Raw genomic sequence first — 21,043 nt, 5'->3', positions numbered from 1 at the left:
TGCGAAATGTCCACCGGACATTCCTGCGGAACACTTACTGATTGACTAGGGTTTTACCCTGCACCCACCAAAGGGGCGTTGCCCCTTATGGAATTCCTGTAAATTTTAGCCGAAACGCTGTGTTTGTTAATAAAGAATGAAAATCAAGTAAGGAAAGGAGACAAAAGCCTATGAGAAAACGAAATCATACAGTAACCATACGGATGAATAAAGCAGAATACGATCTGCTTCAAAGCAAAGTCAAAGAATCCGGAAAAACACAGCAGGAAGTTGTGATAAAAGCAATCGCAGACTTGAAGATAGCATCAGTAGAGGAAGTGGAAGAACTGAAAAGACTGAACCAGATGTTTGCAGATATCCTTTGTCAGCTCCGGGGAGCGACTACAAATATCAATCAGATTGCAAGAAAACTGCATACAGATGGAGAAATTCCAAATGACAGTATGCTGTATTTCCTCAATAAAAATATCCTCAAGTACCGGAAGGAGAGTGAAAGGGTATGGCTGTTAATAAGACGATTAATAAGCGGACAAATACACATGGAGCAATGAGAAATTGTATCGAATATGTTTTACGACAAGACAAGACCGGCAAACTGCTTACCTATATAACAGGCCCGTACTGCCATGATGAGATTAACTATGATTTGGTGTACAGAACCTTTCTGGAAGAAAAGAAGATGTGGAACAAAGATACTGGGAGAATGTATGTCCACAATATTATTTCCTGGCATAAGGACGAGCAGATTACTTCGGAGCAGGCATTAGAATTTGGAAAAGAGTTTGCAGAAAAATGGTTCAGTGGATTCCAGACCTTAGTGGCTGTGCATAAGGATAAAGAGCATATTCACTGTCATCTGGTTACAAATTCTGTGAGTTATGAAGATGGAAGAAAACTGCATAACACCAAAAAGGATCTGGAACGTATGAAACAGCTTACCAATCAGATGTGCCGAGAACGTGGACTGACAGTAGCCGAAAAAGGAAAGCACTTTGATGGAAGTCAAATTGAAAAAGGGGAAGTCATTGCATGGAGCAAAGATAAATATAATCTGTTCCGACAGCAGGTGAAAGACAGCTTTGTAGCGGATTGCGCAATGGCAGTGTTAAAAGCACTGGAAAATTGTATCAGTAAAGAAAAGTTTATAGAAAAAATGAAACAGTTTGGATGGAATGTAAACTGGACAGAGAAACGGAAACACATCACCTTTCAGAACCAGGATGGGAAGAAAGTGCGAGACAGCAATCTGTCAAAAACTTTCCATTTGGACATCAGCAAGGAGGGTTTAGAGAATGAATTTAATGGAAATAGGCAAAAATCCAGAGATACAGAAAACAGAGACAGCAGAGCAACCGAAGAACTCAGAAACTATTACAGAGAGCTTGACGCAACCATCGCAGATGCCAGAGGAATCACCGATCAAGCTCAAAGTGGAGAGGGATATTCTCGTACAGAGTTTCGAGAAAGCGAAAGAGTTCATGCGAACACAGAAAAAGCAGATACAGACACTGGAAGAAGAGAAACAGATGATCTTATCCGACAGGCAGAGATTGCGAGAAGAAGTTCGGAAATCAACCGTAGAAATTCAGCGTCTGACAACCGAACTGTCCGAAACGCAGAAACTGAATCAATCGCTTCAGCAGAGCAACGACGATCTGAGAAACAGAAATGGATTAATGAGCAGGAGCGAGCAAGAGCAGCTCGAAGAAGAAATAAGAGACGTTCGGGACCAGAACTCTAAATTACAGATACAGGTGAATAAATCATCTGTTGAAGCGGTAGATGAAGCACAGAAGAAACAGAAAGAAGCAGAGAAAAAGATGGAGCAGGTAGAATCCAAAGCCCGTGACGAAAAGAAACGTGCTGAGCTGGAAATCCGTAAAGCGAAAAAAGAAGTAAAGGACAGAATGGAAAGTATGAAGTCTATAGAATATTTCTGGGGAATGGGATATATTACGGTAATCCTGTTTGCAATCATACAAAATGGTGCTTTTCAGAATGATTTCATAGATTTTTTCAGTATTCCCTTTACGTGGTATGTTCGATTTTGTGAATGGCTGATATATCCGACCTATGATAATGGATTTAACCAGAAAATAGCATATACTGGTGGAGAAGCGTGGGTTATTCGGTTTCTGGCAATCGTAGCTGTGCTTTTTATATTGGTGATTGTGATGGTAATGATTGTGGAAACAATAAAACAATACAAAAAAATGTGGGACGAAATTTCACAGATGTTTTTGATTGGAAGCCTTTCAGGGATAGCAGTGCTTGGAGATGTAATCAGAGGGTATCTACCTGTGAATTTGATCCTGTTATTTGTGTTTGTCAATATGGGAATCATGCTACTCAGAATGTATCTCCGAAAGAAACTTGATTATATGTAAGTTGTCATTTTAATGACCAGTCGAGGGGATGGGGTGCTAAACGGATGTTCAGTGAACATCCATTTAGCACTGACTGAAGTGGAACGTAGAAGATGAAAGCTCCATCAAGTTGCTGACAGCCAAATTTGCAGATGTGGATAGATGCAGAGAGTTCATTGCCAATACAATTTCTCTGAAGTGATAGCAGATAACAGGTCAGCAGGTCTTTCTAAAAAATAATCTGCTTTTATGTGCTTATTATGACTGCCCCATACTGCCAAAGCAAAATCAATTCCTGCATCTTCCGCACATTTACTGTCATATTTGCTGTCTCCAATATAAAGCACTTTACTATGGTCTGTTTTTGATAATTCCACATATTTCAAAATCGGTGCGGCATTGGGTTTATGTTCCTGTGTATCGTCTGCACATATGATTGTTTTAAAATAATGACTGATACCAAACGGACAAAAATCATGTGTAAATTCTTCCCTTGTCTTTGATGTGACAATCCCCATTTTATAATCCAGGCTTAGAAGATTTTTCAATAATTCAATGATTCCGTCAAATACTTTAATGGTATTTGTATAGTTACGCATATTTTTATCCCATAATTCTATCGCATAGGAAGTGTCTTTTATCTCAAGTTTTTTCAAAGCGTTTGTTCCTGTAATACCTAACGCAAATCTTAGTTCAGAACATGGTATCTTTCTCCCGGACAATTCCTTTATAGTTTCCTGTAAAGAATGTAATACAGCATATTCCGTATCAATCAGAGTACCGTCAATGTCAAAAACAATATGCTTATACTTCATGCTGCCACCTTTCCCTGCCTGTATCAAAATAACGTATTACCCTGCATGGATTCCCTACTGCAACACAATTAGGAGGGACAGGGCAGGTAACTACGCTTCCAGCCCCTATCACGCTGTTTTCTCCTATAGTGACTCCGGGAAGAAGAATACAGCCGCCGCCAATCCAGACGTTGTTTTCTATCTCTATCGGACGTGCATAGGTTCTGAAAAATGTTGTCTGACGTTCCATCCAATCCGGCACAAGCCTTTCCTGTGGCAAGACAGGATGTGAAGATGTATATATCTGCACATTTGACGCAATCAATACCCTGTCACCAATTCGGATAGTTTTGTTATCCACAAAGGTACAATTCATATTGATTATCACATCATTTCCCAAAAATATATTTTTTCCATAGTCACAATGAAAAGGCGTGTCGATTAACACGTTTTCTCCTATTCCACCCAACAGCTCCCGAAGAATAGAAGTGCGTTTTTCTATATCTCCATAATCAGAAAAATAATATTCCCTTGTTAATTCCCTTGTGCGGGCAATCTGCTTTAACGTATCGCTGTCTGCAGTTTCCAAAAAATCACTGGATTCGTAATACACAATATTCATCCTTAACGAAAACTGTTTTCCACAATACCCGGAAGCAGAGAATAGATAGAACAGCCGATCTGATTTTCAAACTGTTCTTTAATCTCTAAAATCCTTTTCCACCTGTCTATTGTCGCCGTGTGAACACCGTACCGTATTGTCACATCTACAAATCTCTTTTCCAAAAGACAGAATCCCGTCGGCATAGCCAATGCGTCACATAATTGTACAAGATGGTCATAATCATCATATACCGCATTTGCAACAAATTCTTTCATAAACAGGTAATCCTCATCACTAACATCAAACACACCGATAGATGTGGCAATATCCTGAATCATAAATGCGTGGGATATACATATTTGTGCAGCTTTTTCCCATCCGCGCTCCATACAGTACCGATAGCCGTCTATCAGATGCCTTTCCGAACTCACTCCGGCATAGCGGCCAATATCATGCAATAACCCGAAAATATATGCCTGTTCAGAAGATAAATCTTTACAATGTGATGCAATGTTTTTACAGGCTTCGGCTACAAACCGGGAATGATCTGCCCATGCTCCCGGATTGGATTCTGACGCTTCCCTTAATGCCAATTCTGCGGTTTGAAGGTTCAACTCCATTTTTAACTCCTTTCAAAAGGGCGGGGCCGAAAAATAAAACGCCCGGCCCTTTATAATGAAATATTTGCAGACAAATCAGCAATCCCCTGCATAGTACGAAACAATGTTCATATAGTCCGTTGGATTCGGAATTTCTAAAATAAGACACAGACAGTTTTTGTTTTGGAAGTATTGTCGCCACAAACTGTCCTGTATCTTTTCTTCCCCATTAATGTTTTGTTTTTTACCGTTCGGGCAGAGCATATATACTTTGCCAATGCAGGCATTGACAGTATCTAAAAAATTTTTCATGTTCAGAATGTTTAGTTTTATCACTTTGCGTTCACCTCCTGTAAATTGCTGATTTACTTTACAGGTATCATTATAATGCAAAAGACATAGGAAAAATATTTCTTTTCCGCCATTACATATCACTATTCTGCCATTTTTTTCTATATTCTGTAGGTGAACAATATGCATATTCCCGAAAAACTTTTCCAAAATAACTGCTGCTCACTAAACCGCACTCATGGCTGATAACGGTAATAGGTTCCTGCCCCTTTGCCAACATCTGACAGGCAATTTGTAGACGATAAGTTGTTATATACTCTACGGGTGTCATGTGTAGACAGTCATGGAACACTCTATAACACTCCCTTTCGCTTAGATATGCTGCCGCAGCAAGTTCCGGAATAGATATTTTTTCTCTGTAATGTTCATGAATGTATATCATCATCAACTTTATTTTATCGTTGCTTTTGTTATGTTCCCCTTTCTTTTCACGCATAGAGCAAGATAGTTCAAAAAGCATGAGCCATATTTCAGTTAGGGCTTCCCGCAGTTTTATTTCATATCCAAATTCATCACTGGATAAACGAAATGAGGCAGCAAGCAATTTCAAAATTCTTTCTTCTTCTGCATTGCCCGGAAAAAGCGGGATTACCTCAATCTGCGGGGCTGTTATGACAGGCGCAATATATTTTTGTTCAATCCTGCTTCCCTGTTCTCCGGCAAGTAAGGAAACATCGAAAATATGAAGTAGCTGTATATTCTTTTCTCTCTGCGATATTGCTTTTGTCATATGGAGTACATTGGGATTTATCATGCCGCCGCTTCCAGCCGGAAACAATATTTTTCCTCCTGGCGTATCATATTCAATGCTGCCGCTTTCCATATAAAAAAGTTCCACTGTCCTGTGCCAGTGCCACGGTACATAACCCCCTATATACTTGTCAAGTTCTGCCCTCGAAGCGATATAGGGAAAATCTTTTTCAAAATCTGGAAGCAATTCTTCCTTGCTTCCGGTATAAAATTCAATGCTATGGATATTTTTCATGTCTGTTCACCTGTACATCTGGGATTTTGTATCTACTTTATAGGTTAAATATACGGAAATCCATTTTAAATTTTCGGTTTGTAGTTTTAAAAGTTTTTTCGCCATTGTTTCTTAGGTTCATATTTTCCACAATCATCACAGGTATACGGCCAGTTGATTTTCCATTCAAAATATTCATCTCTGGTAATCACACCGGATTTCAGTTCATCCATTCGAACCACCCATTCTTTTAGAAAATCATTCAGAACTCCATAATCAAACCACATACAGACAGGAGCATGAGCCGGCCAGCTATCATTGTCGTGATAGTAAACGGAAGTGTCTGCTACTTCATTGCATTTTTCACCAGGAAATTTCCGAGGAAGAAACAGATGCAGGGCAGATGGATTAAATTCATCCAGCCAGAAAAGCAGTTCCATCATTTCGGAAGCGTCACGTCCAGCGGTATCATAGAGGGTATAAGGATTAACATCAAGAGCCTTAGCCATTTTATCAACCAGATCTTTTTTTGGAACACGAACACCTTTTTCATATTGTACAATTCTATGCTGATCGGTCAGTCCGATCTTCTCTGACAGTTCTTTTTGTGTCATTTTCCGGAATGTCCGGATTTTTTTTAGTTTCAGATTAAAATTCATAAAGTCACCTCTGCATTAGTCCTGATAAACATCCATAGAAGATAGTAAAATCAAGAAATGAATAACTATTTGTCCATATTATAACACAAGATAGCAGAAAATCAATAAAAAAGAGTACAAAAAAGAACCTAAAACGCATGAAGTGCTATTGACATTAGCAGTAACTGGGGATATAATGGCATTAAATCGGAGTAGGTACAAAAATGTATACTTACAAAAACTTTTGATTGTTGAACCTTGAAAATTAAATGAGCTGTATGGGTGCCTTTCGGGGCTTAAAGGTAACACAGGATTCCACCGCTGTATCAGAGAGTAGTATGTGGAAACCGAAGATACTCCGGCAACGGCTGGTATGCCCCCGAAGAAGCTGCCAGTATTCAGAAAGATTTCTGATAGAGGTCAATTGTAACGTTGACACCGCCATATACAAATGGAAGCCAACACGCTGAACGGAATGGAAAATCATCGTAAGAAATCCAAATAAAAAGTAGATGTACTGACAACGGACATAACCGCTGTCTGGGAGGTGATGCAGAAGAATACGGAGGAAAGGAGGTAGGTGCATCATGAGAAAAACAACAGAGTATAAGGCTGAGGACCGTCTGACGGTAGATATTGAAGGATTAATGGCAATGTTATCCTGCGGAGAAGTAACTGCAAAGAAAATTGCAGATTATGCAGAAGCAAGAGTGATTATTGGAAGACGTGTTCTTTATAACGTGGATAAGATAAAAAAATATATTGATGCAATGGCAGTGTAATGAAAGATGAGAGGATAAAATACAACAACTTTCCTTCGGAATGAAAAGTAAAAAAGGGAAAAATTCCTGTAAACAAGGCAGATAAAAATTAGCATTTTGCAGGAATTTACCCTTGGAAATCATAAAATATTATGTTAATCTGTGAGCAGATATCAGACAGTAAATGACTGATACCGACAGGACAAAAATCATTCCGAATAACGAAAAATGAAGTGAAAGGAATGATTGATATGGCAAGAAAAGATAATAAAGGCAGAAATTTAAAAACAGGTGAATACCAGCGCCCGGATGGACGTTATGAGTATCGCTACAAGGATGAAATTACCGGAAAGCGTAATTCGGTTTATGCAGCTGATCTGGCGAGTCTGCGAGAAATGGAAAAGAAGATCAATAAGGATATGGAGGATCTGCTTATTACAGACGCATCAGTCAAGAAGCTGACTGTAAATACGTTGTTTGAGCGATACATGGCAACAAAGAATATCAAGGAAAGAACGAAAAAGAATTATATCTGTATGTGGGACTACCGGATACGAAATACTTTGGGAAACATTCGTGTTGTAGATTTTAAGACATCTCACGTAAGGATGTTCTTTTCCGCATTGTCAGATGAAGGACTGGCACACAGTACGATCAAAGGTCTTTATGGCTTATTGAATCCCAGTTTTGAACTGGCAGTGGAAGATGGGATTATCCGTAAGAATCCGGTAACAGGAACACTTGGAGATTACGGGGCTCCGGCAAAGGAGAAAGAAGCACTGACACTGGAACAGCAGGAAAAACTTCTGAAGTTTGTTGAACAGAGTAATGTGTATAAGCCTCATCTTCCAATGATGCAGGTTATGTTTGGGGCTTGCCTGAGAGTGAGTGAAACCATCGGCTTAACCTGGTCGGATGTGGATATGAAGAACCGAGAGATCCATGTAGGTGGACAGCTTGTGTATTATGAAGGTGATGAAGGGTATTGTTTCCATGATTCAGAAACCAAAACGGATGCAGGAATCAGAGACATTCCTATGACACAGATGGTATATGATGCGTTCCGTGAACAGAGAGAGCTGAACCTGATGCTTGGTTTACAGAGTAATGTGGAGATTGGTGGACGCAGTGGATTCATCTTCAATACAAAGCATGGACGTCCGATCATGCCGGCGGGAGTGAACAGCTTTCTGAAAAATATTGTCAATGCCTATAATAAGAAAGAAGGCAAACTGGCAGAAGAAGAGAAGCGAGAGCCGGAGCTGATGCCGCCTATTTCATCGCATACTCTTCGTCATACGGGATGTACCAGACTGGGTGAGAATAATGTCAATCCCAAAGTTATGCAGTATGTGATGGGGTGCTGGATGTCCGGTGGACATCCGTTTAGCACCGACCGCAGCGGAGCGAAGAACATTCGGATGCACAGATCACAATGAATGTCTACAATCATATTGCAGAGAAGTCTCATGTGGAGAACGAGATGTCTAAAATGAACCTGCCGGAAACCGTACCTGCTGTGGTATAAACCAGAAGCCGTTGTCGTAAAATGTGGTAAGAAAATCAGACGAATATATTTTTCCAAGAATTTGTCGTAAAAATGTGGTCAAATCAAGAAAATCGAGTGCGAAAGCAAGTGAAAAATCCCTGTGAAGCCCGTAAAATCAGGGCTTCACAAAATAATTAGCACTCACCTCTTGACAGTGCTAACAAATAGTGTTATAGTTCTCCTAGAACAAGAAAAAAGCACAGCATTTCCGGTATGCGAATATTGGAAATGCTTTTCATAGAATAGGAGGAAAGCCTATGAATATCAGTAAATTTACACAGAAATCCGTACAGGCTGTCCAGGATCTTGAAAAGATTGCTTATGAATATGGCAATCAGGAGATCGAAGAGGAACACCTTCTGTATGCTTTGCTGACACAGGAGGACAGCCTGATCCTCAAGCTGATCGAGAAGATGGAAATACAGAAGGAATATTTTATTGACACAGTTAAGAGGGCGCTGGATGCCAGAGTTAAGGTTTCCGGTGGAGAGCTTCGATTTGGTCAGTATCTGAACAAGGCACTGGTCAGTGCAGAGGACGAAGCGAAGGCTATGGGAGATGAGTATGTATCGGTTGAGCATCTGTTTCTTTCCATGCTGAAGAATCCAAGCCCGAGCATGAAGAAGCTATTCAATGAATTCGGAATCACCAGAGAGCGTTTTCTTCAGGCATTATCTACAGTCAGGGGAAACCAGAGAGTTGTCAGTGACAACCCGGAGGCAACCTATGATACCCTGAATAAATACGGTGAGGATCTTGTGGAGAAGGCGAAGAATCAAAAGCTTGATCCGGTGATCGGCCGTGATATGGAGATCCGGAATATTATCCGTATCCTTTCTCGTAAGACCAAGAACAACCCGGTTCTCATCGGTGAGCCTGGCGTTGGTAAAACAGCAGCCATCGAGGGACTGGCACAGCGTATTGTGGCAGGAGATGTACCGGAAGGTCTTAAGAATAAGAAGATTTTTGCCCTGGATATGGGTGCGCTGGTTGCAGGTGCCAAGTATCGTGGTGAGTTTGAGGAACGTCTGAAAGCGGTACTTGAGGAAGTGAAGAAGAGTGAAGGACAGATCATTCTGTTTATCGATGAGCTTCATCTGATCGTGGGTGCAGGTAAGACAGATGGCGCCATGGACGCAGGAAACATGCTGAAGCCTATGCTTGCCAGAGGTGAGCTGCACTGTATCGGTGCAACAACTCTGGATGAGTACCGACAGTACATTGAGAAGGATGCTGCACTTGCCCGTCGTTTCCAGCCGGTTATGGTAAATGAGCCGACAGTGGAAGACACCATTTCCATTCTCCGTGGCCTGAAGGAAAGATATGAGGTATTTCACGGTGTTAAGATCACAGACAGTGCTCTGGTTGCAGCTGCCACACTTTCACACAGATACATTACAGACCGTTTTCTTCCGGATAAGGCCATCGACCTTGTTGATGAAGCCTGTGCGCTGATTAAGACGGAGCTGGATTCCATGCCGACAGAGCTGGATGAGCAGAGACGTAAGATCATGCAGCTGGAGATTGAAGAGTCTGCCCTGAAAAAAGAAACTGACAACTTAAGTAAAGAGCGTCTGGCTGATCTGCAGAAAGAACTTGCAGAGCTGAGAGATACTTTTAATACTCAGAAAGCTCAGTGGGATAATGAGAAGCATTCCGTAGAGAAGCTTCAGAAATTACGTGAGCAGATCGAGGATATCAATAAACAGATCCAGAAAGCAAAACAGAATTACGATCTGGAGAAAGCAGCAGAGCTGCAGTATGGCGAGCTGCCGAAGCTTCAGCAGCAGCTGGAGATTGAGGAAAAGCAGGTTAAGGAGAGTGACAGAAGCCTGGTACATGAGGCTGTCACAGATGATGAGATTGCTCGTATCATTTCCAGATGGACCGGTATTCCGGTAACCAAGCTGACAGAAGGCGAGAGAACCAAGCTGCTGGGCCTTGAGGATGAGCTGCACAAACGTGTAGTAGGACAGGATGAGGGTGTTCGTCTTGTAACAGATGCGATCCTTCGTTCCAAAGCCGGAATCAAGGATCCCACAAAGCCAATCGGTTCCTTCCTGTTCCTCGGACCAACCGGTGTTGGTAAAACAGAGCTTGCCAAGACTCTGGCTGCCACACTGTTTGACGATGAGCAGAATATGGTCCGTATCGATATGAGTGAATACATGGAGAAATATTCCGTGTCCCGTCTGATCGGAGCGCCTCCAGGATATGTCGGATATGAGGAAGGCGGACAGCTGACAGAGGCCGTTCGAAGAAAACCGTACAGTGTTGTTCTTTTTGATGAGATCGAGAAGGCTCACCCGGATGTATTCAATGTACTTCTGCAGGTACTGGACGATGGACGTATCACGGATTCACAGGGACGTACGGTTGATTTTAAGAATACGATCCTGATCATGACTTCCAACATTGGTTCTCCGTACCTTCTTGACGGTATCGACGAGAAGGGAGATATCAAACCGGAGGCACAGGAACAGGTTATGAATGATCTTCGTGGTCATTTCCGCCCGGAATTTCTGAACCGTCTGGATGAGATCATCATGTTCAAGCCGCTGACCAAGGATAATGTAGGTAAGATCGTAGATCTTATGGTCAAAGAGCTCAGCGACCGTCTGGCTGACCAGGAGCTTTCTCTGGAGCTTACAGATGCTGCCAAACAGATGGTAGTGGATAACGGTTATGATCCTGTTTACGGCGCACGTCCTCTGAAGCGTTATCTCCAGAATTATGTGGAGACACTGACAGCAAAGAAGATCCTTTCCGGTGATGTACATGCCGGAGATACCATTGTGCTGGATGTGAAGGACGGAGCGTTTACCGTCAGCACGAAGTAAAAAATAACTCCATAAAGTTATGATAGATTGACAAGGAAAAGAACTGTCGGTTCTGATAGAAATTCATTTCAGGATGAAAATCGGAACCAAGCAGTTCTTTTTTTGGACAAGGAATGGAATATTTTTATCAGATACTGAAGAAATAAAAAATCCTGAAAAATTTTTTACTGGCTCTTGACAAAAAATAAAATTGGTAAGATAGTAAATCTGATATTTCAGATCAGACAGCTATCCAGCAGCATCTGGGATATTGGATAAATATCAGACAAAAGGATGGAAACAGATTATGATACCAAAGGACCCGGTAATGCTTTTAAGTTACGTAAATACACAGCTGCGGGATTTTTACAGATCCCTGGATGCCTTCTGTGAGGACAGAGGACTTAACAGGAAAGAACTGGAGGATAAGCTTGACATGATCGATTATGCTTATGATCCGGCTGTGAATCAGTTTGTATAAGAAAATCAGGAACAGAAAGAAGTACCCGTTTCGAATAAAAAAAACGAAGCGGGTATTTTTTTGTGGAAAAATAGGAAAAACAGCAGAAAATAAATTAGTTTAACAAATTAATTAATAGATTTCAGGTGGAAATTAAAGAAGCTGTAAATCTTAAAAAAGTGTAAAATCCACAAAAATCAATTGCATTTTTTGTGCAGATGTATATTATATATAGTTAGCCGACTAATTAAAAAAGAAGATCACTGCTTCGTATATCATTAACAAAGAGCAGGTGTCTGATCGGATGAGAGAGGAGTGACAGCGTGTTTTGTAAGGAGGAAGATGAGAAAGAAAGGCAGAGCAGTTTTTTATCTCTGTTTATGAAGGTAGACCGTCATTTTATGACGAAATGCTTTGGTCAGATGCAGGAGCTTGGGATTTATCCGGGACAGATCCCGGTTCTGGGGCTTGTGTCCGGAAGGGATGGCCTGAGTCAGCGGGAAATTGCAAAGATCCTGCATATCAAGCCGCCTACGGTAAATGTATCGATACAGAGACTGGAGAAAGCAGGCTTTCTTTATAAGAAACCGGATGAAAAGGATCAGCGTGTGACCAGGATCTACATGACAGAAAAGGGAAAGGAAATCAAGGCAAAAGCACTGGAACGGATCCATAAAAATGAGGCCGTGATGATGGAAGGCTTCAGTGAGGCGGAACAGTGCCTGCTTCGGAGATTTCTGGAGCAGATCCTTGTAAATATCGAAAAGATCCAGCCGGAGGAAGCCATAGAAAAGCTTCAGCCGGAGGACATGACAGAAAGGAAGGAACAGAAACGTGATTAAACTGATGAAATATCTGAAACGATCTGCAGGTTACATCGTACTCATCATTGCGCTTCTTTTTCTTCAGGCATACTGTGATCTGTCTCTGCCGAATTACACATCAAATATCATTAATGTGGGAATTCAGCAGAACGGTATTGAAGACAGTGTTCCTGAGAAGATCAGAAAGACGTCTATGGACAGTCTGAAGCTGTTTATGGAAGAGGATGATGCGAAAACTGTGGATGGATTTTATGAGGAAGAGGGAGATGATCTGGTATTAAAGGATAAAATCTCCAAAGAAGACAGAGAAGAACTCAACGATATCTTCGGCAAACCGATGGTGATCGTTTCTACTCTGACGTCCGACAGTGAGGAATCAAAGGCAGCTCTTGCAAAAATGGGAATCCCGGAAGGGACGGATCCACTGGCGGCTCTTTCTCAGATGCCGGCAGAGGCTTTGGCTGCTATGAAGGACCAGGTCGGAGAAAAGATCGACAAGATGCAGGAATCCATCATCACACAGGCAGGTGTTTCCTATGTTCGTGTAGAATATGAAGCTATGGGTGAAGATGTGGATGCCATACAGATGGATTACATGAAAGCAACAGGTATCCGCATGGTGCTGATGGCACTGGTCACCATGATGGCTGCAGTATGTGTGGTATTTCTTTCATCCAGAGTTGCTGCATCTATGGGACATGATCTCCGTGGGCTGGTTTATAACAAAGTCATAGGTTTTTCCAGCAGAGAGTACCATAAGTTTTCAACAGCATCCCTGATCACACGATGCACGAACGATATCCAGCAGATCCAGCAGGTAATGGCTATGATGTTCCGTATCGTGCTTTACGCGCCGATCCTTGGAATCGGTGGTGTGATCCGCGTGCTTCAGAGAGATTCCTCCATGACATGGATCCTTGGGGTGGCCATTGTACTGATCATGGCATTTATGGCAATGCTGTTCAGGATCGCAATGCCGAAATTTACAGCCCTGCAGACCATGGTAGATAAGCTGAACCTGGTAACAAGAGAAATCCTTACCGGTATTCCGGTTATCCGTGCATTCAGCCGGGAGAAACACGAGGAGGAGCGTTTTGAGGATGCAAATATCACTCTGACGAAGACAAACCTCTTTGTAAACCGTTGTATGACATTTATGATGCCGGTGATGATGCTGATCATGAACGCAGTTTCCGTACTGACCATCTACAGCGGTTCTTATGCAGTAGACAGCGGAAGCATGCAGGTTGGTGATGTTATGGCGTTTATCCAGTATGCAATGCAGATCATCATGTCATTTTTGATGATCACAGCAATGTCTATCATGCTGCCGAGAGCAAATGTATCTGCACGCCGTATCAACGAGGTGCTTGAGACAGAAGTCAGTGTCCAGGATCCGGAGGATCCGGTACAGCCTTCCCAGGATGTGAAGGGGACTGTAGAATTTGATCATGTAAGCTTCGCATATCCGGAGGCAGGAGAGAATGTTATCACAGACATTTCCTTCAAGGCAGAAAAAGGTGAGACAGTAGCGATCATCGGAAGTACAGGAAGCGGTAAGAGTACACTGATCAATCTGATCCCGCGTTTCTATGATGCAACAGAAGGATCTGTGAAAGTGGATGGCGTGGATGTCCGGAAAATGACACAGAAGGATGTCCGTGACAGGATCGGTTATGTTCCGCAGAAGGGTGTACTTTTCTCAGGAACCATTGATTCCAATATCCGTTACGGAAAGACAGAGATTTCGGAAGATGCAGTGAAAAAAGCAGCAGAGGTTGCACAGGCTACGGAGTTTATCGACACCAAGCCGGAGCGATATAAGACTCCGATCGCACAGGGAGGAAGCAATGTTTCCGGTGGACAGAAGCAGAGGCTTTCCATTGCCAGAGCTATCGCAAAAGATCCGGAGATCTTTATCTTTGATGACAGCTTTTCCGCACTGGATTTCAAAACAGACAGCACACTTCGAAAAGCGCTGAAAGAACATACAAAAGAAGCAACAACCATTATCGTGGCACAGCGTATCAGTACGATCTTAAATGCAGATAAGATCCTTGTACTGGATGATGGACATATGGCAGGGATCGGAAGCCATAAGGAGCTGATGAAGTCCTGCGAGGTATATCGCCAGATTGCCATGAGTCAGTTATCAGAGGAGGAATTGGCATGAGTCAGCAGAGAAGAAGAGGTCCGATGGGCGGACACGGAATGCAGCCAACAGAGAAGGCCAAGGACTTCAAAGACTCCATGAAAAAGCTCTTTGGCTATATGGGCAGATATAAATTTCGTTTTATCCTGATGTTTATCTTTGCAGTGGCAGGTACAGCGTTTAATATTGCAGGCCCGAAGATACTTGGAAAAGCTACCACAGAGCTGTTCAATGGTCTGGTTGCTAAGGTAAACGGTACAGGCGGTATTGATTTCGGTAAGATCGGAATGATCCTTCTGTGGACTTTGGGACTGTATGTGGCAAGTGCATGCTTTTCCCTGATCCAGGGATTTGTCATGACGGGGATCTCCAATGATGTTACATACAATCTCCGAAAGGATATTTCAAAGAAGATCAACCGTCTGCCAATGAATTATTTCGAGAGCAGAACAAACGGTGAGATCCTTTCCAGGGTGACAAATGATGTGGATACCCTGCAGATGAGCATCAACCAGAGCATGACACAGCTGATCACATCCGTAACAACACTGATCGGTGTATTTATCATGATGCTTTCCATCAACGTGTGGATGACACTGGCAGCAGTGCTGATCCTGCCGGTTTCCATGCTTATCATTAATAAAGTGATGAAACACTCCCAGAAATATTTCCAGGCACAGCAGGAGTATCTGGGAAAAGTAAATGGTCAGGTTGAGGAAAATTTCGGCGGCCATGATGTGGTAAGAGTATTCAACAAAGAGCAGGATGCGCTGAAGGAATTTGAGCATGACAACCAGAAGCTTTATGAGTCTGCATGGAAGTCACAGTTCTTTTCCGGAATGATGATGCCGATCATGCAGTTTGTGGGAAATCTGGGATATGTGATGGTGGCACTTCTCGGAGGGATTTTTGCCATCAAAGGAACTATCGAGGTTGGAGATATCCAGTCCTTCTTCCAGTATATCCGTAACTTTACACAGCCGATCCAGCAGATCGCCCAGGTTACAAACCTTCTGCAGTCCTCGGCGGCAGCTTCTGAGCGGGTATTTGAATTTCTTGAGGAGCCGGAGGAAGAACTTCAGCCGGAGAACCCGGATTCCATTGAGGGACTGGAAGGAAATGTACAGTTTGAGCATGTGAAATTCGGTTATAATCCGGATAAGATCATTGTAAATGATTTTTCCGCAGATGTGCATGACGGTCAGAAGATCGCCATTGTAGGACCTACAGGTGCAGGAAAAACGACGATCGTAAAGCTGCTGATGCGTTTTTATGATGTAAATGGCGGAAGCATCAAGGTTGACGGACATGATATCCGGAACTTCAACCGCAGCAATCTCCGTGAGATGTTCGGAATGGTGCTGCAGGACACCTGGCTGTTTTCTGGAACTATTATGGAAAATATCCGCTACGGAAGACTGGACGCAACGGATGAAGAGGTGATCGCAGCAGCAAAAGCGGCCCATATCCATAACTTTATCATGCAGCAGCCCGGCGGCTATCAGATGGTCCTGGATGAGGAAACCAGTAATGTTTCTCAGGGGCAGAAGCAGCTGCTTACCATTGCAAGAGCAATTCTGGCAGACAATAAGATCCTGATCCTGGATGAGGCCACATCTTCCGTTGATACAAGAACAGAAATGCAGATCCAGAAGGCTATGGATAACCTGATGAAGGGCAGAACCAGCTTTGTTATCGCCCACAGACTTTCTACCATTAAGGATGCAGATCTGATTCTTGTCATGAAGGACGGAGATATCATTGAGCAGGGAAATCATGAAGAGCTCCTGGCACGGAAGGGCTTCTATGCGGATCTGTATAACAGTCAGTTTGAACAAAAACAGGCATAATCCTGTTTTTGTTCATGAGGAAGTAGCGAAGCGGATTCCGAATGTCTGCTTTGCTGAAAGAGGCACAGGCATAAGATAACCTGAGTATTGGGCAGGATTACAGCACCGGAAATGTACTTCCATCCGAAAAACGGATCGGCCACGTTTCCGGTGCTTTTTTTGCGGATTTTTTCAGGTTAATGTGGTGAATAAATATTGTATAATTCATATAAAAATGATGGGAATAATAATATAAATTATATGAAAATAGCACAAAATCGTAAGAAAGTACAGTCTGTTCGGAAGAATAAAGAGGAATTCCATGATTCATACAGTATAATAGGATATATCGAGTGTGTGGAAAAACTACAAACTGGAAAATGCGGAATGTTAAAGAGAAGAGAGGTATTTTTATTATGAAACAGAAAGCAATGGATATGAAACTTGTAGTAAAACCGTTGGTTGGATGTCTGACACATACACATTTCTGGGAGGGACCATGTCGTGCCGGACATAAAGAGGATATGACTGTTGAAGCTGAGACAAAAGCAGCTGATGAGGCATTCAAAAATTCAGTTAAGGGATTACAAGGGGTTATTGATGAGGTAGAATTCACGGAGCCTGTGGATGTCCGCTATAATGAGTCTTTTGTTGTAGATAAAGACCTTTTTGCAAAAATCGGAGAGGATGTTGATGAGATCGATTGCTTCCTCTGCATGGGATGGAGAATTCCTAAGCTTGAGCGTTTCGGAAAGCCGGTCGTTATCTGGCAGAACGGAAACGAAGGAATTGATTTTGCAGCATACTGCCGTTCCATCGGAGTAGAGGCATATGTATGTATGGATCTTCAGGATGTGAATGAGATCATGCATATTCTCTGGGTAAGAAAAGCAGTTCGCAATACAAGGGCGCTTGTACTGACAGCAGGATCTCAGCCTACATTCGGAATTCAGAGTCTGATCCGCGATCCGGAGATCCTTCGTCAGCGTTACGGAGTTGAAGTGGTGAAGCTTCCATTTACATCCATTTTCAAATATATGGATGAGATCACAGATGAGGAAGCAAAGCCGATTGCAGATAAGATCATTGCTGGATCTACTGATACACAGGTAAACACAGACTGGTTTATCAATGACGTGAAATATTATCTGGCTGCCAAAAAGATGATGGATATTTATGACTGCAACGCTTTCTCAACCGCATGTCATGAGCTCTGTACAACAGAAATCCCGCAAAACCGTAAATTCACACCATGTATGTGCCATTCCATCATGAAAGACGAGGGAATTCCAAGCGGATGTGAGGAAGATCTTAATGCACTGATGGCCATGCTGATCATGCAGTATGCCGGAAAACGTCCGGCATTCATGGGTAACCCGAACCACGAGACAGACGAGCTTCTCCGCATCCACCATGCAGTACCGGCTCTTCAGATGAACGGTTATGGAACAAAACCGCTGGCATACAAACTCTGGGCATTCACAGGCCAGGGATTCGGTGGAAAACTGCAGGTTGACTTCACAGAGAACGATGATGATTATATCACACTTGGACGTTTCAATCCGGCAGGCGATACCATGTGCATCAAGAAAGGCAAGGTTATCCGTTCTGAATATGCAGATACATACTGCAGTCCGTTCTACTACATCCAGATGGACGATGCAAGAGAATTCATGCACAATCTTGCAGGATTCGGACATCATCAGGTGCTGATCTTCGGTGATTACACAAAGATGATCAAGAAGATTGCAAAAATTATGAACTTCAATATTCTGGAAGGATGATTGGATGATATATCTGAACAACGGGGCAACTTCCTGGCCGAAGCCCCCTGCTGTTTTGGAAGCTGTGCAGGCGTGCCTTAGCGGCACGCCTGCTTCGCAGTTCCGGGGCGGCAGCTCGATCATGAAAAAAGATGTGGAAGTACTTTGCCGGGAAAAACTGGGACAGCTCCTTGGAATCAGGGAAACAGAGAGAATATTTTTTACATCAGGGGCAACAGAAAGCATGAATACAGTCCTTGGGGGGCTGGACTACGGTGAAAAAGGCAGTAGCATCCTGGTAACGCAGACAGAGCATAACAGTGTGCTACGTCCGGTATATAATCTGGAACAGCTGAGAGAACATCCGGTGCTGGTAGTGAAGTGTACGATAAACGGGACAGTGACGGAAGGAGCCCTGGAAACAGCAGTACGACCGGACAGCCGTGTGCTGATCGTGAACCACTGTTCCAACGTGACAGGCTGTGTGCAGGATATGGAGATGATCCGGGAATTTGTAAAGAGACATGGACTGATCCTGATCGTGGATGTGTCGCAGAGTGCTGGCTGTATCCCTGTTGATGCAGATAAATGGGAAGCAGATGCGCTTATTTTTACAGGCCACAAAAGTCTGATGGGAATTCAGGGAACCGGCGGATTTTATGTCAGGAGCGGAATTGAGCTGAAGCCTCTGAAATATGGGGGAACCGGAAGAAACAGCGCACAGCTTACCTACGAGAACAAAGATTATGAGTATGAGGTAGGAACTCAGAACATGCCGGGAATCACAGGACTTCTGGCTGGGGCGGAGTTTATTGAGCAGACAGGACTTGCGGCAATTATGGAAAAAGAAGCTCGTCTGATGGAAATGCTTTATTGTGGTCTGGAACAGATAGAGGGTGTAAGGAGCTACGGAAACCATGACGTATGCAGAGGACCTGTGATGAGCCTGAATTTTCAGGGACTGAAAGCTTCGGATGCCGCGTATATTCTGGAAAGCGGATATGGGATCATTGTCCGTTCAGGGCTTCACTGTTCGCCATTGATCCATAAGGCAATGGGAACAGAAGAGGGCGGAACTGTGAGAGTAAGTGTTTCGTGGTTTACGGAGGAGAAGGATATAAAGGAATTTTTAGGAGCTGCGAAGGAAATAGCAGCATCTGTGGCACGGAATATTTAGCAGGCAAGTTACAGAGCAAATTTATACGGATGTATTACGAAGAACGATCACAGGAATCAGTCATATAGGGCAGACAGCAGATCCACGGGAAATCTGCCTGTAAAGGAAAGGGGAATACACGATTATGAAAATAATAGGAAAACAGCCTTCCAGGGAAAAATGTGCAGAATCCGGCTGGTTTGCCTGGGATTATCTTCTGGATGAACCGGTAGAGCGGGAATTCATTCTGAAGCTGAGACCATTGGGTGGATTCACATATCTTGATATTCTGAAACAGCCGTTTTTTAAGATTGACAGCGATTACTATATGATAAAAGGAATTCAGGGTAATGATTATTTCCGCATTGCTGTCCATGGGAAGCACGAAGATCAGCTGGAAGAGTTAGAACGAACTATCACAGATTGCATGGAAAAATAATATCTGCTATAATATTGTGAGCGTAAGAAGACACTGGAAAGGCTGCCGGTCCTGCCGGAAACAGCTGATGCGATGACAGTGTCTGCGTTTACAGGAGGCAGAATTTGCGATTAGAGAGAGACAACATACCCCTTGACAAAGAATTTCCTTTTCAGATTTCAGAGGTGGAACTGACACCGGAGAACAGTCGGCCTGGAAGTTATCACTGGCACAGCTATTTCGAGATCACCTGTGTGTTGGGGGGCAAGGGAAATTATTTTGTAAACGGGCAGGAATATACAATGGAAGAAGATGACATCATCATCTTCAATAATGTGGAGCCTCATGGATGGAAGCTGATCGGTGGAGACATGAAGCTTCTTGTGATGATCTTTTCACCGGAATTCGTGGCCGAAAAGCTGAGTATTTTTGATACGGAATATCTGAAGCCTTTTGTTGAGAGAGGAAGTAATTTTAAGAACCGTATCGGCAGGGAAGAAGAGGTAAGCGGAGAGATCCGTTCCAGTATCTGGGAGATCTATCACGAATGGCAGCAGAAAAAAGAAGGCTATCCGCTGATGATCAAGGCGAATGTACTTCGCATCCTTACCATGCTGATCCGGGCTTATCAGGATGAGAGCAAGTCAGGGGAAATGCTCCGTGAGAAGAAAAATGCAATGAAGCGTCTTGAGCAGGCTTTTAATTACATAGATGATCATTACTGTGAGAAGATCACTCTGGAAGAAGTTGCTTCTTCCGTATATATGAGTTCCAACTATTTTTCTTCTTATTTCCGTAAGGTGACAAATATCAGTTTCAGCGATTATGTCACAAGGATGAGGATCAACCATGCGCGTGAGCTTCTTCGGGAAACAGATAAAAATGTTACGGAAATCGCCATGGAATGCGGATTTAATAATATTTCCAATTTTTACAGACTTTACAAAAAACACGTGGGGAAACCGCCGAAAGATGAGAAGCAGAAGAAACAGTAAA

The 21,043-nt window shown here is 42.9% G+C and carries 19 protein-coding genes and 1 pseudogene; 14 read left to right on the top strand and 6 right to left on the bottom strand.

Features of this window, described 5'->3' with window-relative positions; translation table 11 throughout:
* Nucleotides 1-170: 170 nt before the first annotated feature.
* From BLP57_RS00525 to BLP57_RS00515, 3 genes are read left to right on the top strand one after another with little or no spacing between them, the layout of a single operon-like run.
* On the top strand, nt 171-551 hold the full coding sequence (locus tag BLP57_RS00525) for a plasmid mobilization protein (RefSeq protein WP_092068433.1): 381 nt from the start codon (nt 171-173) through the stop codon (nt 549-551).
* Complete coding sequence (locus tag BLP57_RS00520; protein WP_175442929.1) at nt 500-1,741, top strand: relaxase/mobilization nuclease domain-containing protein; 1,242 nt, start codon at nt 500-502, stop codon at nt 1,739-1,741. Before BLP57_RS00525 ends, BLP57_RS00520 begins: the two co-directional genes overlap by 52 nt.
* Nucleotides 1,742-1,754: 13 nt before the next feature.
* Nucleotides 1,755-2,387, top strand: coding sequence for a DUF6040 family protein (locus BLP57_RS00515; RefSeq protein WP_242872528.1), 633 nt, complete (start codon nt 1,755-1,757; stop codon nt 2,385-2,387).
* Between the two features lie 152 nt (nt 2,388-2,539).
* Here the strand turns inward: BLP57_RS00515 and BLP57_RS00510 are convergent, their stop codons facing one another.
* The 6 genes from BLP57_RS00510 to BLP57_RS00485 all read right to left on the bottom strand — a co-directional run bounded on the left by BLP57_RS00510 (nt 2,540) and on the right by BLP57_RS00485 (nt 6,337).
* Nucleotides 2,540-3,181 carry an HAD family hydrolase gene (locus BLP57_RS00510; protein WP_092068430.1) on the bottom strand — a complete coding sequence of 214 codons (642 nt, stop codon included), beginning with the start codon at nt 3,179-3,181 and terminating at the stop codon, nt 2,540-2,542.
* Nucleotides 3,171-3,773, bottom strand: a complete 603-nt coding sequence (locus BLP57_RS00505; RefSeq protein WP_092068738.1) for a sugar O-acetyltransferase — start codon at nt 3,771-3,773, stop codon at nt 3,171-3,173. The genes BLP57_RS00510 and BLP57_RS00505 overlap by 11 nt, the downstream gene beginning before the upstream one ends.
* A gap of 11 nt (nt 3,774-3,784) precedes the next feature.
* Nucleotides 3,785-4,384 carry an HDOD domain-containing protein gene (locus tag BLP57_RS00500; protein ID WP_092068427.1) on the bottom strand — a complete coding sequence of 200 codons (600 nt, stop codon included), beginning with the start codon at nt 4,382-4,384 and terminating at the stop codon, nt 3,785-3,787.
* Nucleotides 4,385-4,459: 75 nt separating this feature from the next.
* Nucleotides 4,460-4,699, bottom strand: a complete 240-nt coding sequence (locus BLP57_RS00495) for a ribonuclease HII (RefSeq protein ID WP_041254354.1) — start codon at nt 4,697-4,699, stop codon at nt 4,460-4,462.
* Between the two features lie 88 nt (nt 4,700-4,787).
* Nucleotides 4,788-5,699, bottom strand: coding sequence for a helix-turn-helix transcriptional regulator (locus tag BLP57_RS00490; RefSeq protein ID WP_092068422.1), 912 nt, complete (start codon nt 5,697-5,699; stop codon nt 4,788-4,790).
* A gap of 86 nt (nt 5,700-5,785) precedes the next feature.
* The gene (locus tag BLP57_RS00485) at nt 5,786-6,337 is read right to left on the bottom strand and encodes a helix-turn-helix domain-containing protein (RefSeq protein WP_092068419.1); all 552 of its coding nucleotides are present in this window, start codon (nt 6,335-6,337) and stop codon (nt 5,786-5,788) included.
* A 566-nt stretch (nt 6,338-6,903) separates the two neighbouring features.
* On the opposite strand from BLP57_RS00485, the gene BLP57_RS00480 reads away from it, so the two are divergent.
* The 11 genes and pseudogenes from BLP57_RS00480 to BLP57_RS00425 all read left to right on the top strand — a co-directional run bounded on the left by BLP57_RS00480 (nt 6,904) and on the right by BLP57_RS00425 (nt 21,042).
* The gene (locus BLP57_RS00480) at nt 6,904-7,098 is read left to right on the top strand and encodes a hypothetical protein (protein ID WP_092068416.1); all 195 of its coding nucleotides are present in this window, start codon (nt 6,904-6,906) and stop codon (nt 7,096-7,098) included.
* A gap of 230 nt (nt 7,099-7,328) precedes the next feature.
* Nucleotides 7,329-8,605 (top strand): annotated as a pseudogene (locus tag BLP57_RS00475) (tyrosine-type recombinase/integrase).
* Nucleotides 8,606-8,883: 278 nt separating this feature from the next.
* Nucleotides 8,884-11,466, top strand: a complete 2,583-nt coding sequence (gene clpB, locus BLP57_RS00470; RefSeq protein WP_092068413.1) for an ATP-dependent chaperone ClpB — start codon at nt 8,884-8,886, stop codon at nt 11,464-11,466.
* A gap of 286 nt (nt 11,467-11,752) precedes the next feature.
* A complete protein-coding gene (locus tag BLP57_RS00465) occupies nt 11,753-11,926 on the top strand; it encodes a DUF4250 domain-containing protein (RefSeq protein WP_044961487.1) in 174 nt (57 codons plus the stop codon).
* Between the two features lie 302 nt (nt 11,927-12,228).
* Entirely contained in the window at nt 12,229-12,747 is a 519-nt protein-coding gene (locus BLP57_RS00460) for a MarR family winged helix-turn-helix transcriptional regulator (protein WP_242872526.1), read from the top strand.
* Nucleotides 12,740-14,902 (top strand): ABC transporter ATP-binding protein, encoded by a 2,163-nt coding sequence (locus tag BLP57_RS00455; protein WP_092068410.1) that lies wholly within the window; start codon nt 12,740-12,742, stop codon nt 14,900-14,902. The genes BLP57_RS00460 and BLP57_RS00455 overlap by 8 nt, the downstream gene beginning before the upstream one ends.
* The gene (locus BLP57_RS00450; RefSeq protein WP_092068407.1) at nt 14,899-16,731 is read left to right on the top strand and encodes an ABC transporter ATP-binding protein; all 1,833 of its coding nucleotides are present in this window, start codon (nt 14,899-14,901) and stop codon (nt 16,729-16,731) included. Before BLP57_RS00455 ends, BLP57_RS00450 begins: the two co-directional genes overlap by 4 nt.
* Before the next feature lie 395 nt (nt 16,732-17,126).
* The gene (locus BLP57_RS00440; protein ID WP_092068733.1) at nt 17,127-18,494 is read left to right on the top strand and encodes a hypothetical protein; all 1,368 of its coding nucleotides are present in this window, start codon (nt 17,127-17,129) and stop codon (nt 18,492-18,494) included.
* A 4-nt stretch (nt 18,495-18,498) separates the two neighbouring features.
* A complete protein-coding gene (locus BLP57_RS00435; protein WP_015527231.1) occupies nt 18,499-19,650 on the top strand; it encodes an aminotransferase class V-fold PLP-dependent enzyme in 1,152 nt (383 codons plus the stop codon).
* A gap of 124 nt (nt 19,651-19,774) precedes the next feature.
* Nucleotides 19,775-20,068, top strand: a complete 294-nt coding sequence (locus BLP57_RS00430) for a hypothetical protein (RefSeq protein WP_015527230.1) — start codon at nt 19,775-19,777, stop codon at nt 20,066-20,068.
* A gap of 104 nt (nt 20,069-20,172) precedes the next feature.
* Complete coding sequence (locus BLP57_RS00425; RefSeq protein WP_092068404.1) at nt 20,173-21,042, top strand: AraC family transcriptional regulator; 870 nt, start codon at nt 20,173-20,175, stop codon at nt 21,040-21,042.
* Nucleotide 21,043 lies beyond the last annotated feature (1 nt).

Origin of the sequence: Blautia sp. SF-50, from assembly GCF_900101315.1 — a bacterium.
In the GTDB taxonomy this organism is placed as follows: Bacteria; Bacillota; Clostridia; order Lachnospirales; family Lachnospiraceae; genus Blautia_A; species Blautia_A fusiformis.
The sequence above is the reverse complement of the archived record's forward strand: the minus strand, read 5'-3'. Positions and strand labels throughout refer to the sequence as shown.